The organism is Escherichia sp. WS3227_2 (assembly GCF_046486495.1).
In the GTDB taxonomy this organism is placed as follows: Bacteria; Pseudomonadota; Gammaproteobacteria; order Enterobacterales; family Enterobacteriaceae; genus Escherichia; species Escherichia coli.
In genome coordinates, this window is the sequence record NZ_JBJQLG010000009.1 from 174,910 (window position 1) to 189,761 (window position 14,852).

Here is a 14,852-nt window from a genome sequence, read left to right on the forward strand (position 1 = left end):
CGGTGGTGCAATACCTGGGAGGAAACAATGCGACAAAAAATGATTCAATTTAGTGGCGATGTCTCACTGCCAGCCATAGGGCAGGGAACATGGTATATGGGCGAAGATGCCAGTCAGCGTAAAACAGAAGTAGCTGCACTACGCGCGGGCATTGAGCTCGGTTTAACCCTCATTGATACCGCCGAAATGTATGCCGAGGGCGGTGCCGAAATGGTGGTTGGGGAAGCATTAACCGGTCTGCGAGAGAAGGTCTTTCTCGTCTCTAAAGTCTATCCGTGGAATGCTGGCGGGCAAAAAGCGATAAATGCATGCGAAGCCAGTTTACGCCGTCTCAATACTGATTATCTCGATCTCTACTTATTACACTGGTCTGGCAGTTTCGCTTTTGAAGAGACTGTCGCAGCGATGGAAAAATTGATCGCCCAGGGAAAAATCCGCCGCTGGGGCGTTTCTAACCTTGATTATGCCGATATGCAGGAACTCTGGCAGCTGCCAGGGGGAAATCAGTGTGCCACTAATCAGGTACTTTACCATCTCGGTTCACGAGGGATTGAGTACGATCTACTCCCCTGGTGCCAGCAACAGCAGATACCGGTGATGGCTTACAGTCCGTTAGCTCAGGCCGGGCGGTTGCGCAATGGGCTGCTAAAAAACGCAGTAGTCAACGAAATTGCACATGCTCACAATATCAGCTCGGCACAAGTATTGTTGGCGTGGGTAATCAGCCATCAGGGTGTGATGGCGATTCCAAAAGCGGCCACGATTGCCCATGTCCAACAGAATGCGGCTGTGCTTGAGGTCGAACTTTCTCCAGCGGAATTAGCTATGCTGGATAAAGCGTATCCGGCACCAAAAGGAAAAACTGCGCTGGATATGGTGTGATGTTGATACGTGCCGGATGCATCGCACCCGGCACACAACATTAACGCAAATTAACGTTTGGCAACGCGAATGGATTGCGCCAGATGTGCAGGTTTTTCTTTGGTGACTTTTTGCGTTTCTGAAGCGTAAGCCGTTTCTACACAAACAAAGGTCTTGTAGCCATCGTCCGGCATGTCGCCCATGCTAACTGAAAGCGCCGGTCCCGGATTCCAGCCTACAACGTTCAGATGATGCTGGTGACCTACGGCGATAATACGATTCAGCGCTTCATCATTAATCACGCTGCAATCTTGCGGATTCAGATACACGCGATCGGTACGGTCAGGGAAGGTCTGAATACCGTCGGTCAGTACATCTTCTTTCGCGTCATTCACTTTATCAATGAAGCGATCGCCTAGTCCACTGACGCTTACCTTAGTGATATCACCCACGTTAAAGTAGGTATGCAGGGCAGAGGTGGTTTCAAATTCGCCGTGTGCTTCAAGATCGATTTCACAGGCTTTACCCACGCGGAAATGCGCTAATAGCGTAAAGTCGTGCGGCCAGAATTTTTTTGTCTCTTCGCTTTGTGTCAATTCAAAAGTCAGCGCTACGCCATCAGCATCTTCACGATGTGATTTCAGCGTCCACGGCAGGTTGCGGGCAAAACCGTGCGCAGGCAGATCTTGTTGTGCAGCCGGACCAAACCACGGCCAGCAAACCGGTACGCCACCGCGAATGGCGACGCCATTTTTGAACGGTGTGTTGTTACTCAACCACAGAACTTCTTCTTCACCTGCAGGTTTCCATGAGAGAAGGTGTGCGCCCTGTAATGCAAAAGAGGCTTTTACCTGGGGATGATCGACCACAATGAGGTCCAGTTCATCCAGTTTACGACGGGAGAGGACAGGGGAGATTTGTTCGATGACCGGAAGGGCAAAAATTTTCTTAATCATGACGCAGTCCTTTAACTTCATTTTATCAGGTAAAAAAAAGAGCGACCGAAGTCGCTCTTTTTAGATCACAGTGTCATCTCAACTTATTTGGAGATGTGAGCGATCAGGTCCAGAACTTTGTTGGAGTAACCGGTTTCGTTGTCGTACCAGGATACCAGTTTCACGAAGTTGTCGTTCAGAGCGATACCAGCTTTAGCATCGAACACGGAAGTGCAAACTTCGCCGTTGAAATCGGTAGATACTACGTCATCTTCGGTGTAGCCCAGAACGCCTTTCATTTCGCCTTCAGCAGCAGCTTTAACGGCAGCTTTGATCTGCTCGTAAGTTGCAGCTTTTTCCAGACGAACGGTCAGGTCAACTACGGATACGTTCGGGGTCGGAACGCGGAACGCCATACCAGTCAGTTTGCCATTCAGTTCTGGCAGTACTTTACCTACAGCTTTAGCAGCACCGGTAGAGGACGGAATGATGTTCTGGGAAGCACCGCGGCCGCCGCGCCAGTCTTTGTGAGACGGGCCATCAACGGTTTTCTGAGTAGCGGTAGTAGCGTGAACGGTGGTCATCAGACCTTCGATGATGCCGAAGTTATCGTTGATAACTTTAGCCAGCGGAGCCAGGCAGTTGGTGGTGCAGGAAGCGTTGGAAACGATGTCCTGGCCAGCATATTTGTCGAAGTTAGCGCCTTTAACGAACATCGGAGTGTTGTCTTTAGACGGACCAGTCATAACCACTTTTTTCGCGCCAGCGGTGATGTGTTTACGAGCAGTTTCGTCAGTCAGGAACAGACCAGTTGCTTCAGCGACAACGTCAACACCAACTTCGTCCCATTTCAGGTTAGCCGGATCACGTTCAGCGGTAACACGGATTTTTTTACCGTTAACGATCAGATGACCGTCTTTCACTTCAACGGTACCGTCGAAACGGCCGTGAGTGGAGTCATATTTCAGCATGTATGCCATGTAATCAGCGTCTAACAGGTCGTTGATTGCAACGATCTCGATGTCAGAACGTTTCTGAGCAGCACGGAAAACAATGCGACCGATACGGCCAAAACCGTTGATACCTACTTTGATAGTCATATATTCCACCAGCTATTTGTTAGTGAATAAAAGGTTGCCTGTAAAATTACAAAAACCTTACGCAGCGTCAAGCGGAATCGTGTCAATCATTGCGACAAATCAATCCTGTGCCTAAGCATTACGCGACTGACTCGCCTCACTCTTCCTTTGGGCTTGAGACCACATGGGGTCGGCGTCCCGAATTTTAAAGGGCAATTACGATAAAAATGTGATTTTCATCACGATTTAGGTGCAGCCATTTCGTCGAGATCAAGTTTAGGACAAATTTTTGCCAGTTGGTGTTAATGTTTTGTTAGAATCAGTCACGTAATGTGAGCACGATTAAAGTGAGATGTGAGCAAATGGCTAATAAACCTTCGGCAGAAGAACTGAAAAAAAATTTGTCCGAGATGCAGTTCTACGTGACGCAGAATCATGGGACAGAGCCGCCATTTACGGGTCGTTTACTGCATAACAAGCGTGACGGCGTATATCACTGTTTGATCTGCGATGCCCCGCTGTTTCATTCCCAAACCAAGTATGATTCCGGCTGTGGCTGGCCCAGTTTCTACGAACCGGTGAGTGAAGAATCCATTCGTTATATCAAAGACTTGTCACATGGAATGCAGCGCATAGAAATTCGTTGCGGTAACTGTGATGCCCATCTGGGGCATGTCTTCCCCGACGGGCCGCAGCCAACGGGCGAACGTTATTGTGTTAACTCTGCCTCTTTACGCTTTACCGATGGCGAAAACGGCGAAGAAATCAACGGTTGAAAAAACGATTCAGCAACTTATTCCACAGGAGCGGAAAAATTATGAATCTTGATGACATTATCAACAGCATGACGCCTGAGGTATACCAGCGTTTGTCGACAGCCGTTGAACTGGGTAAGTGGCCAGATGGCGTTGCGCTGACCGAGGAACAAAAAGAGAACTGCCTGCAATTGGTGATGCTGTGGCAAGCCCGCCATAATACCGAAGCTCAGCATATGACAATTGACACAAATGGTCAGATGGTTATGAAGAGCAAACAACAGTTAAAAGAAGATTTTGGTATCTCAGCAAAGCCTATTGCCATGTTTAAGTAAGTGGTTTATCCCCTTTTTGCCGCGGTTATAAAGGGGATAGCCAACAATAACCCCACGACTCATCTCAATTATCTCGTCACGACCAGGCAAAGCCCCAGCCCGGTCTCTTGCAGTCGCGTTCACGCCTGAATGACTTCTCCTGAACTTAAGTCTCAGACCTATTTGGCCGGTAATCCCTCTCAAATTTGCTCATTTTGCGTTCCGCCTTCCATCACCCTGTAACAGATCCAGCCATTTTCTGCGTAATTGTGATCTGAGTTGTAAAACGCAGATCATTATCTGTGTTTTACAGATTTAATGTTGACCTCAAAAATCATGTGGGTAAGTATGATGACCATCTAAGCAAAACAAAACACAGAGGATGACGCAATGAAAGCACTGGCTCGGTTTGGCAAAGCCTTTGGCGGCTACAAGATGATCGATGTCCCACAACCCATTTGTGGCCCGGAAGATGTAGTGATTGAAATTAAAGCCGCGGCAATCTGCGGCGCAGACATGAAGCACTACAATGTCGATAGCGGTTCTGATGAGTTTAACTCTATCCGCGGCCATGAGTTCGCAGGTTGTATTGCGCAGGTTGGTGAAAAAGTCAAAGACTGGAAAGTGGGGCAACGCGTCGTGTCAGATAACAGCGGTCACGTCTGCGGCGTTTGTCCGGCCTGTGAACAAGGTGATTTTCTGTGTTGTACACAAAAAGTAAACCTTGGTCTGGATAACAATACCTGGGGCGGTGGTTTTTCCAAATATTGTCTGGTTCCTGGTGAAATTCTCAAAATTCATCGTCATGCGTTGTGGGAAATCCCTGATGGTGTTGATTATGAGGACGCAGCCGTGCTTGACCCTATCTGTAATGCCTACAAATCCATCGCGCAGCAATCGAAATTCCTTCCTGGTCAGGATGTGGTCGTCATCGGCACTGGCCCACTCGGGCTGTTCTCCGTACAAATGGCGCGGATTATGGGGGCGGTAAATATCGTCGTCGTTGGTCTGCAAGAAGATGTGGCGGTCCGCTTCCCGGTTGCAAAAGAACTGGGTGCGACGGCAGTAGTAAATGGTTCTACCGAAGATGTGGTGGCGCGCTGCCAGCAAATTTGTGGCAAAGACAATCTGGGACTGGTGATTGAATGCTCCGGTGCCAATATCGCATTGAAACAAGCCATCGAAATGCTCCGCCCGAACGGGGAAGTGGTACGCGTTGGAATGGGCTTCAAACCTCTTGATTTCTCGATTAATGACATTACCGCCTGGAACAAAAGCATCATTGGGCATATGGCCTATGACTCCACCTCATGGCGTAACGCTCTTCGGCTATTAGCCAGCGGCGCTATCAAAGTCAAACCGATGATCACGCATCGTATCGGCCTGTCGCAATGGCGCGAAGGGTTTGATGCGATGGTCGATAAAACCGCAATCAAAGTGATCATGACTTACGACTTTGATGAATAACTACTCTCCTGAAGGAACGTTATCGCATGGAACAGATAACAAAACCGCATTGTGGTGCACGGCTGGATCGCTTACCGGATTGCCGCTGGCATTCGTCAATGTTTGCCATCGTCGCGTTTGGCTTGCTTGTCTGCTGGAGTAATGCCGTTGGTGGCTTGATCCTCGCGCAGCTGAAAGAGTTGGGCTGGACAGATAATTCCACCACTGCCACATTCTCAGCAATCACGACCGCCGGAATGTTTCTCGGTGCGCTGGTTGGCGGCATCATCGGTGACAAAACCGGTCGCAGAAATGCGTTCATCCTCTATGAGGCCATTCATATTGCCTCGATGGTGGTCGGTGCTTTTTCACCGAATATGGATTTCCTTATTGCCTGCCGTTTTGTGATGGGCGTTGGGCTGGGAGCTTTACTGGTGACGCTGTTTGCTGGTTTCACCGAATATATGCCCGGTAGAAATCGCGGAACGTGGTCCAGTCGGGTTTCTTTTATTGGCAACTGGTCATATCCGCTCTGTTCATTGATTGCGATGGGACTCACGCCGCTGATTAGTGCAGAGTGGAACTGGCGAGTACAACTGCTTATCCCTGCAATATTGTCGCTTATCGCTACGGCGCTGGCCTGGCGCTACTTTCCTGAATCCCCGCGCTGGCTGGAATCGCGCGGACGGTATCAGGAAGCCGAGAAAGTCATGCGGAGTATAGAAGAAGGCGTCATACGCCAGACGGGAAAACCTTTGCCGTCCGTGGTTATTGCTGATGACGGTAAAGCGCCACAAGCGGTGCCGTATTCAGCCTTACTGACAGGAGTATTACTGAAACGCGTGATATTAGGTTCTTGTGTGCTGATTGCCATGAACGTTGTGCAGTACACACTAATTAACTGGTTGCCAACAATATTCATGACCCAGGGGATTAATTTAAAAGACTCGATTGTTTTAAATACCATGAGTATGTTTGGTGCGCCATTTGGTATTTTTATTGCCATGCTGGTGATGGATAAAATTCCGCGTAAAACAATGGGTGTGGGGCTATTAATCCTGATTGCGGTGCTCGGATATATCTATTCACTGCAAACCAGTATGTTGCTCATAACGCTGATTGGTTTCTTCCTGATTACTTTCGTCTATATGTACGTTTGCTATGCCTCGGCAGTGTATGTCCCTGAGATCTGGCCGACAGAGGCCAAATTACGTGGCTCCGGTCTGGCGAATGCGGTAGGGCGAATCAGTGGTATTGCCGCACCTTATGCCGTTGCAGTGCTGCTCAGTAGTTATGGCGTAACGGGAGTCTTTATTCTTCTGGGGGCGGTTTCAATTATTGTCGCAATTGCTATCGCCACCATTGGAATTGAAACCAAAGGTGTCTCCGTTGAAAGTTTAAGTATTGATGCAGTAGTCAATAAATAATACTGGTGGATTCAAAATGAAAAATTCAAAAGCAATATTGCAGGTGCCGGGCACAATGAAAATTATTTCAGCAGAAATACCTGTGCCTAAAGAAGATGAAGTTTTGATTAAAGTGGAATATGTCGGTATTTGTGGTTCAGATGTACATGGTTTTGAATCAGGCCCGTTTATTCCGCCTAAAGACCCAAATCAAGAAATTGGCTTGGGTCATGAATGCGCCGGGACGGTTGTGGCTGTGGGAAGCCGTGTGCGCAAATTTAAAGCGGGGGATCGGGTAAATATCGAACCTGGCGTTCCTTGCGGTCACTGTCGTTACTGTCTGGAAGGCAAATATAACATCTGCCCGGACGTTGATTTTATGGCGACACAACCTAACTACCGCGGCGCATTAACGCACTATCTGTGTCATCCGGAGAGCTTTACTTACAAACTGCCCGACAATATGGACATGATGGAAGGGGCGCTGGTGGAGCCTGCTGCAGTCGGGATGCATGCCGCGATGCTGGCAGATGTTAAACCGGGTAAGAAGATAATTATTCTGGGAGCGGGTTGTATTGGTTTGATGACGTTGCAAGCGTGCAAATGCCTGGGAGCTACGGATATTGCCGTCGTTGATGTACTGGATAAACGTCTGACAATGGCGGAACAGCTCGGCGCGACAGTGGTTATTAACGGTGCAAAAGAAGACACTATTGCACGCTGTCAGCAATTTACCGAAGAAATGGGCGCAGATATTGTTTTCGAAACAGCGGGTTCTGCGGTCACCGTTAAACAGGCACCTTATCTGGTAATGCGCGGCGGTAAAATTATGATTGTTGGTACTGTACCGGGCGATTCGGCAATCAATTTCCTCAAAATCAATCGCGAAGTCACTATTCAGACAGTATTCCGCTATGCCAATCGTTATCCGGTCACGATTGAAGCTATTTCCTCAGGGCGATTCGATGTGAAATCGATGGTGACACATATTTACGATTATCAGGATGTACAACAGGCATTTGAAGAGTCGGTTAACAACAAACGCGACATTATTAAAGGCGTTATTAAAATTAGCGATTAATTAATACGGGAGAACAGAATATGCTCGCAGATATCAGATATTGGGAAAACGATGCCACAAATAAACATTATGCAATTGCCCATTTTAACGTATGGAATGCAGAAATGTTGATGGGCGTTATCGACGCAGCCGAAGAAGCGAAATCACCGGTTATTATTTCTTTTGGTACAGGTTTTGTCGGGAACACCTCATTTGAAGATTTCTCTCACATGATGGTATCAATGGCAAAAAAAGCAACGGTGCCGGTAATAACTCATTGGGATCATGGTCGGAGTATGGAAATTATTCATAACGCCTGGACTCATGGTATGAATTCATTAATGCGTGATGCTTCCGCATTTGATTTCGAAGAAAATATTCGTTTAACCAAAGAGGCTGTTGATTTCTTCCATCCGCTGGGTATTCCGGTAGAGGCAGAATTAGGGCATGTCGGTAATGAAACCGTTTATGAAGAAGCGCTGGCGGGCTATCACTATACCGATCCTGACCAGGCGGCTGAATTTGTTGAACGTACGGGCTGTGACTCATTGGCTGTCGCCATCGGCAACCAACATGGGGTTTATACGTCAGAGCCACAATTGAATTTTGAGGTCGTCAAACGCGTACGCGATGCCGTTTCTGTTCCGCTGGTTTTGCACGGCGCATCGGGGATCAGTGATACCGACATTAAAACTGCCATTTCGTTGGGTATCGCGAAAATCAACATTCATACGGAGCTCTGTCAGGCCGCAATGGTAGCAGTGAAAGAAAACCAGGATCAGCCTTTCCTGCATTTAGAACGTGAAGTACGTAAAGCTGTAAAAGAACGGGCATTGGAAAAAATTAAACTGTTCGGTTCTGATGGCAAAGCGGAATAATGATATGGATAATCTCGACGTTATTTGTATAGGTGCCGCTATTGTTGATATTCCATTGCAACCGGTCAGTAAAAATATCTTTGATGTGGATTCTTATCCTCTTGAAAGAATCGCAATGACCACCGGGGGTGATGCAATAAATGAAGCAACAATTATTTCTCGTCTGGGCCATCGCACAGCATTAATGAGTCGTATTGGTAAAGATGCCGCCGGGCAATTTATTCTCGACCATTGCCGCAAAGAGAATATTGATATTCAAAGCCTGAAGCAGGACGTCAGCATAGATACCTCAATTAACGTTGGACTGGTGACGGAGGATGGCGAGCGGACGTTTGTCACAAACCGTAACGGCAGTCTGTGGAAATTGAATATTGACGATGTTGATTTTTCGCGGTTTTCTCAGGCGAAATTATTATCTCTGGCCAGTATTTTCAACAGTCCTCTATTGGATGGTAAAGCGCTAACAGAAATTTTTACGCAAGCTAAAGCCCGGCAGATGATTATCTGTGCCGATATGATCAAACCGCGGTTGAATGAAACGCTGGATGATATTTGCGAAGCATTGAGTTTTGTCGATTATCTGTTTCCTAATTTTGCCGAGGCAAAATTACTCACCGGGAAAGAGACACTGGATGAAATTGCTGACTGCTTTCTTGCGTGCGGCGTAAAAACGGTGGTGATTAAAACGGGTAAAGACGGCTGCTTTATCAAGCGTGGTGACATGACGATGAAGGTGCCGGCGGTCGCAGGAATAACCGCCATCGACACTATTGGCGCAGGCGATAACTTTGCTTCTGGCTTTATCGCAGCTCTGTTAGAAGGCAAAAATCTGCGTGAATGCGCACGCTTTGCCAATGCAACGGCGGCTATTTCGGTTTTAAGCGTCGGTGCCACCACCGGTGTAAAAAACAGAAAGCTGGTCGAACAATTGCTGGAAGAATACGAAGGATAATGAAGGCAAATGAAAAAGATACCTTTAGGCACAACGGATATAACGCTTTCGCGAATGGGGTTGGGGACATGGGCCATTGGCGGTGGTCCTGCATGGAATGGCGATCTCGATCGACAAATATGTATTGATACGATTCTTGAAGCCCATCGTTGCGGCATTAACCTGATTGATACTGCGCCAGGATATAACTTTGGCAATAGTGAAGTTATCGTCGGTCAGGCGTTAAAAAAACTGCCCCGTGAACAGGTTGTAGTAGAAACCAAATGCGGCATTGTCTGGGAACGAAAAGGAAGTTTATTCAACAAAGTTGGCGATCGGCAGTTGTATAAAAACCTTTCCCCGGAATCTATCCGCGAAGAGGTAGAAGCCAGCTTGCAACGTCTGGGTATTGATTACATCGATATCTACATGACGCACTGGCAGTCGGTGCCGCCATTTTTTACGCCGATCGCTGAAACTGTCGCAGTGCTCAATGAGTTAAAGGCCGAAGGGAAAATTCGCGCTATAGGCGCTGCTAACGTCGATGCTGACCATATCCGCGAGTATCTGCAATATGGTGAACTGGATATTATTCAGGCGAAATACAGTATCCTCGACCGGGCAATGGAAAGCGAACTGCTGCCGCTATGTCGTGATAATGGCATTGTGGTACAGGTTTATTCCCCGTTAGAGCAGGGATTGTTGACCGGTACCATCACTCGTGATTACGTTCCGGGCGGCGCTCGGGCAAATAAAGTCTGGTTCCAGCGTGAAAACATGCTGAAAGTGATTGATATGCTTGAACAGTGGCAGCCACTCTGTGCTCGTTATCAGTGCACAATTCCCACTCTGGCACTGGCGTGGATATTAAAACAGAGTGATTTAATCTCCATTCTTAGTGGGGCTACTGCACCGGAACAGGTACGCGAAAATGTCGCGGCATTGAATATCAACTTATCGGATGCAGACGCAACATTGATGAGGGAAATGGCAGAGGCCCTGGAGCGTTAAATACTTAACACGATTCACCTCTGTTTCTGTGAAAACTGTGATGAAAATCTGTGATTCAAACAGGTTATTTTGAAAGTAAACATCAATTATGCGATAATCGCGCTAATGTGATGTAAAAAGATACAGGGGTGTAATCGTGGCGGCAAAAGACAGGATTCAGGCAATTAAGCAAATGGTTGCCAACGATAAAAAGGTGACAGTCTCAAATTTGAGTGGGATTTTTCAGGTAACCGAAGAAACCATTCGCCGCGATCTTGAGAAGCTGGAAGATGAAGGCTTTTTGACCAGAACCTATGGTGGTGCTGTTTTAAATACAGCGATGTTGACGGAGAATATCCATTTTTATAAGCGCGCTTCATCGTTTTATGAAGAGAAGCAGCTTATTGCACGCAAGGCACTACCCTTTATCGACAATAAAACCACCATGGCAGCCGATTCCAGTAGTACCGTAATGGAATTGCTCAAATTGTTACAGGACCGTAGTGACCTGACGTTGCTAACCAACTCGGCGGAAGCGATTCATGTTCTGGCTCAGTCAGAAATTAAAGTCGTTTCAACGGGTGGGGAACTAAACAAAAATACACTTTCCCTGCAAGGAAGAATTACTAAAGAGATCATCAGCCGCTACCATGTCGATATCATGGTAATGAGTTGTAAAGGTCTAGATATTAACAGCGGCGCGCTGGACTCTAACGAAGCGGAAGCTGAAATCAAAAAGACAATGATCCGTCAGGCGACAGAAGTTGCGTTATTGGTTGATCACTCTAAGTTTGATCGCAAAGCTTTTGTCCAGTTAGCTGACTTTAGTCATATTAATTACATAATAACTGATAAATCACCGGGTGCAGAGTGGATAGCATTTTGCAAAGACAATAATATCCAGCTGGTGTGGTAATTTAAGCACACGTTGTCAATATTATTTGTTCCTGCGCCTGGAAATAAAATGATGATAAAGATGCGGCAAGTGAATTTGCCGCAATTGCTACCTTTTTAGCAAATCCGAGGCACCTAATGGAACAATATGATCAAATTGGCGCAAGACTGGACCGCTTGCCTTTGGCCCGGTTTCATTATCGTATATTTGGTATTATAAGCTTTAGTCTGTTATTAACGGGTTTTTTGAGTTATTCAGGCAATGTTGTTTTAGCAAAGCTGGTAAGCAATGGATGGTCAAATAATTTCCTCAATGCCGCCTTTACCTCGGCATTAATGTTTGGTTATTTCATCGGCTCTCTTACCGGTGGGTTCATCGGTGATTATTTTGGGCGGCGCAGGGCTTTTCGCATAAATCTTCTCATCGTCGGTATTGCGGCAACAGGGGCCGCTTTTGTCCCTGATATGTACTGGCTCATCTTCTTTCGCTTCCTGATGGGCACAGGAATGGGGGCGCTGATTATGGTTGGCTATGCTTCGTTTACGGAGTTTATCCCAGCGACGGTGCGTGGAAAATGGTCCGCGCGGCTCTCATTTGTCGGTAACTGGTCGCCCATGTTGTCTGCGGCGATAGGCGTAGTGGTTATCGCTTTTTTTAGTTGGCGGATAATGTTTCTGCTGGGTGGTATTGGCATACTGTTAGCCTGGTTTCTCTCAGGTAAATACTTTATTGAGTCGCCTCGATGGTTGGCGGGGAAAGGACAAATCGCAGGTGCAGAAAGCCAACTTCGTGAAGTAGAGCAGCAAATTGAAAGAGAGAAGAGTGTTCGTTTACCCCCGCTTACTTTGAATCAGAGCAACAGCAAGGCTAACGTAATCAATGGTACTTTCTGGCTGCTGTTTAAAGGGGAAATGTTACGACGTACATTAGTCGCGATTACTGTTTTAATTGCAATGAACATTTCACTTTATACCATCACCGTATGGATACCGACCATATTTGTTAACTCCGGCATTGATGTCGATAAATCAATATTAATGACTGCTGTTATTATGATTGGCGCTCCGGTAGGAATATTTATTGCGGCATTAATTATTGATCATTTTCCTCGTCGATTATTTGGCTCCGCCTTACTTATTATTATTGCCGTGTTAGGCTATATCTATTCAATTCAGACTACAGAGTGGGCGATTTTAATCTATGGCCTGGTGATGATCTTCTTTTTATACATGTATGTTTGCTTCGCGTCGGCGGTTTATATCCCGGAGCTCTGGCCAACGCATTTACGCTTGCGCGGTTCGGGTTTCGTTAATGCCGTAGGACGGATCGTCGCGGTCTTCACGCCTTATGGCGTTGCGGCACTATTAACGCATTATGGGTCAATCACGGTGTTTATGGTGCTTGGCGTGATGTTAGTGCTCTGTGCGCTGGTTCTCTCCATTTTTGGCATCGAAACGCGGAAGGTGTCGCTGGAAGAGATTTCTGAGGTGAATTAAATCTTTCGTTGATGGTGTCAATTACCAGATGTACCACTGACGTGTTTTATCTGGCCTACAATGGCAGTACAGAATTGTAGGCCAGCATAAAATTACTCCTGCGTCTCTTCCCAGTCTGCCAGCGTATATAGCGTTGCCCCAGCTGCTGACATCTCCATAAACGCGTGCGCACTGTCCTGTGGCTGGATATTCACACCACGACAACCATCGGTAATTACATTAACCTTATAACCTAACTGTAACGCGTCCAGCACGGTAAACTTCACGCAATAGTCAGTAGCCAGGCCCATAATGATCAATTCATCGATTTCATGATCGCGTAACCAGTCATCGAGCGTGGTTTTCTGCCGACGGCCGTTATCAAAAAAGGCACTGTAACTGTCAACTAAAGGATTTTCGCCTTTATGGAACACCGCTGCGATCGCTTTTTGGTTCAGTAACGGATGTAATTGTGCGCCTTCACTGTTCTGCACACAGTGATCTGGCCAGAAGGTTTGTGGCAAACCGTCGAGTTGGCCTGGCGTATAAGGCTCTACACCGTGCTGACTGGCAAAACTGCCGTGATTCGCCGGGTGCCAGTCTTGACTGGCGATAACCGCTTCACCGCGCGACTGGCACCAGTCAATCAGGCGGTTAGCGACATCCACCGTACTGTCACCTTCCGGCACGGCGAGCGCGCCACCAGCACAGAAATCATTTTGTAAATCGACCAGTAACAGGGCGCGAGGGGGCATTGCAGTCTCCTTAATCATCCGGCGTCAGTTCGCCGCGCAGGTTTTGGCTCATGGCCTTGCGAATGGTTTCGGTATCCAGTTCCTGGCTAAGCAGGTAATGCAGTTTGGTTAGCGTGGCTTCTACAGTCATATCTGCACCGCCAATAACGCCGGCATGGGCGAGGGCGTTACCAGTGGCATAACCACCCATGTTCACTTTACCGGACATACATTGTGTCAGGTTGACCACCACAATACCGCGATCGCTGGCTTCTTGTAATTCCTGCAGGAAGGCTTTGTTTTGTGGCGCATTACCCACGCCATATGAGCGCAGAATCAATGCTTTCACCGGTTGGCGCAGAAAATTGCGCACGACGTCAGCAGAAATCCCCGGATAAATCGTCACTACGCCAATTGGTTGTGGGGTGATTGGATGAACGATCAATTCCCCTTCACCGTGCGGGGCGGGTGGCGTATTCAAACGACGAATATGGATACCTGCTTCCAGTAACGGAGGAAGGTTTGGAGAGGCAAACGCATCAAACCCATCGGCATGGGCTTTGGTGGTACGGTTGCCACGATAAAGTCGATTATTAAAAAAGAGAGTTACTTCGTTGATCGGATAATTCGCCGCAACGTACAACGCATTCAGCAGATTAATTTGTCCGTCAGAGCGTAACTCAGCTAGCGGGATTTGTGACCCTGTCACAATGACCGGTTTACCGAGATTCTCGAGCATGAACGACAGCGCAGAGGCGGTATACGCCATCGTGTCGGTGCCGTGCAGAATGACAAAACCATCATAGTCGTCATAATGCGCTTTAATATCTTCAGCAATATGCTGCCAGTCTTCTGGCGTCATATCTGAAGAGTCCATCAGCGGCGTATATTCATGAATGGTGAAATCTGGCATCTCCGGGCGATGGAATTCCGGCATCAGCGCCAGTTGGCGCTGTAGATGACCTGACACCGGAATATAACCCTGCTCGGAACGCTGCATCCCGATGGTCCCGCCCGTGTAGGCGACGTAAATTGATTTCTTTTGCATGATATTGATATGAATGATATCGAAAGAGCAAAAGTATATACGTGA

General features: G+C 47.4%; 15 protein-coding genes. 11 read left to right on the forward strand and 4 right to left on the reverse strand.

The window, feature by feature from the left end; translation table 11 throughout:
• Window positions 1-27 precede the first annotated feature (27 nt).
• Window positions 28-882, forward strand: a complete 855-nt coding sequence (yeaE, locus tag ACJHXB_RS14785; protein WP_001314799.1) for a methylglyoxal reductase YeaE — start codon at window positions 28-30, stop codon at window positions 880-882.
• A gap of 50 nt (window positions 883-932) precedes the next feature.
• Here the strand turns inward: yeaE and ACJHXB_RS14790 are convergent, their stop codons facing one another.
• Together ACJHXB_RS14790 and gapA are read right to left on the reverse strand one after the other, a co-directional pair.
• Complete coding sequence (locus ACJHXB_RS14790; protein ID WP_001469181.1) at window positions 933-1,817, reverse strand: D-hexose-6-phosphate mutarotase; 885 nt, start codon at window positions 1,815-1,817, stop codon at window positions 933-935.
• A gap of 83 nt (window positions 1,818-1,900) precedes the next feature.
• Window positions 1,901-2,896: a glyceraldehyde-3-phosphate dehydrogenase gene (gene gapA, locus ACJHXB_RS14795; protein ID WP_000153502.1), complete on the reverse strand. Its 996-nt coding sequence runs from the start codon at window positions 2,894-2,896 to the stop codon at window positions 1,901-1,903.
• A 341-nt stretch (window positions 2,897-3,237) separates the two neighbouring features.
• Here gapA and msrB point away from each other — a divergent pair, with 341 nt between their 5' ends.
• The 10 genes from msrB (at window position 3,238) to ACJHXB_RS14845 (ending at window position 13,046) form a co-directional block, all read left to right on the forward strand.
• Complete coding sequence (msrB, locus tag ACJHXB_RS14800; protein ID WP_001284618.1) at window positions 3,238-3,651, forward strand: peptide-methionine (R)-S-oxide reductase MsrB; 414 nt, start codon at window positions 3,238-3,240, stop codon at window positions 3,649-3,651.
• Window positions 3,652-3,692: 41 nt separating this feature from the next.
• A complete protein-coding gene (locus ACJHXB_RS14805; RefSeq protein ID WP_001046790.1) occupies window positions 3,693-3,965 on the forward strand; it encodes a YeaC family protein in 273 nt (90 codons plus the stop codon).
• 369 nt (window positions 3,966-4,334) lie between these two features.
• Complete coding sequence (locus ACJHXB_RS14810) at window positions 4,335-5,411, forward strand: zinc-binding dehydrogenase (RefSeq protein ID WP_000645211.1); 1,077 nt, start codon at window positions 4,335-4,337, stop codon at window positions 5,409-5,411.
• A gap of 26 nt (window positions 5,412-5,437) precedes the next feature.
• Window positions 5,438-6,817: an MFS transporter gene (locus tag ACJHXB_RS14815; protein ID WP_000435313.1), complete on the forward strand. Its 1,380-nt coding sequence runs from the start codon at window positions 5,438-5,440 to the stop codon at window positions 6,815-6,817.
• Between the two features lie 16 nt (window positions 6,818-6,833).
• Complete coding sequence (locus ACJHXB_RS14820; protein WP_000798093.1) at window positions 6,834-7,877, forward strand: NAD(P)-dependent alcohol dehydrogenase; 1,044 nt, start codon at window positions 6,834-6,836, stop codon at window positions 7,875-7,877.
• 20 nt (window positions 7,878-7,897) lie between these two features.
• The gene (locus ACJHXB_RS14825) at window positions 7,898-8,734 is read left to right on the forward strand and encodes a ketose-bisphosphate aldolase (RefSeq protein ID WP_000878883.1); all 837 of its coding nucleotides are present in this window, start codon (window positions 7,898-7,900) and stop codon (window positions 8,732-8,734) included.
• A gap of 4 nt (window positions 8,735-8,738) precedes the next feature.
• Window positions 8,739-9,686 (forward strand): sugar kinase, encoded by a 948-nt coding sequence (locus ACJHXB_RS14830; RefSeq protein ID WP_001469180.1) that lies wholly within the window; start codon window positions 8,739-8,741, stop codon window positions 9,684-9,686.
• Between the two features lie 9 nt (window positions 9,687-9,695).
• Window positions 9,696-10,676 (forward strand): NADH-dependent methylglyoxal reductase, encoded by a 981-nt coding sequence (gene ydjG / locus ACJHXB_RS14835; protein ID WP_000723727.1) that lies wholly within the window; start codon window positions 9,696-9,698, stop codon window positions 10,674-10,676.
• A 136-nt stretch (window positions 10,677-10,812) separates the two neighbouring features.
• Window positions 10,813-11,571: a DeoR/GlpR family DNA-binding transcription regulator gene (locus ACJHXB_RS14840; RefSeq protein WP_000719088.1), complete on the forward strand. Its 759-nt coding sequence runs from the start codon at window positions 10,813-10,815 to the stop codon at window positions 11,569-11,571.
• 116 nt (window positions 11,572-11,687) lie between these two features.
• Entirely contained in the window at window positions 11,688-13,046 is a 1,359-nt protein-coding gene (locus ACJHXB_RS14845) for an MFS transporter (RefSeq protein WP_000438820.1), read from the forward strand.
• Between the two features lie 92 nt (window positions 13,047-13,138).
• On the opposite strand, the gene pncA is transcribed toward ACJHXB_RS14845, so the two are convergent.
• Together pncA and ansA are read right to left on the reverse strand one after the other, a co-directional pair.
• Window positions 13,139-13,780, reverse strand: a complete 642-nt coding sequence (gene pncA / locus ACJHXB_RS14850) for a bifunctional nicotinamidase/pyrazinamidase (protein ID WP_001135079.1) — start codon at window positions 13,778-13,780, stop codon at window positions 13,139-13,141.
• A gap of 10 nt (window positions 13,781-13,790) precedes the next feature.
• Entirely contained in the window at window positions 13,791-14,807 is a 1,017-nt protein-coding gene (gene ansA, locus ACJHXB_RS14855) for an asparaginase (protein WP_001170162.1), read from the reverse strand.
• Between the last annotated feature and the right edge of the window lie 45 nt (window positions 14,808-14,852).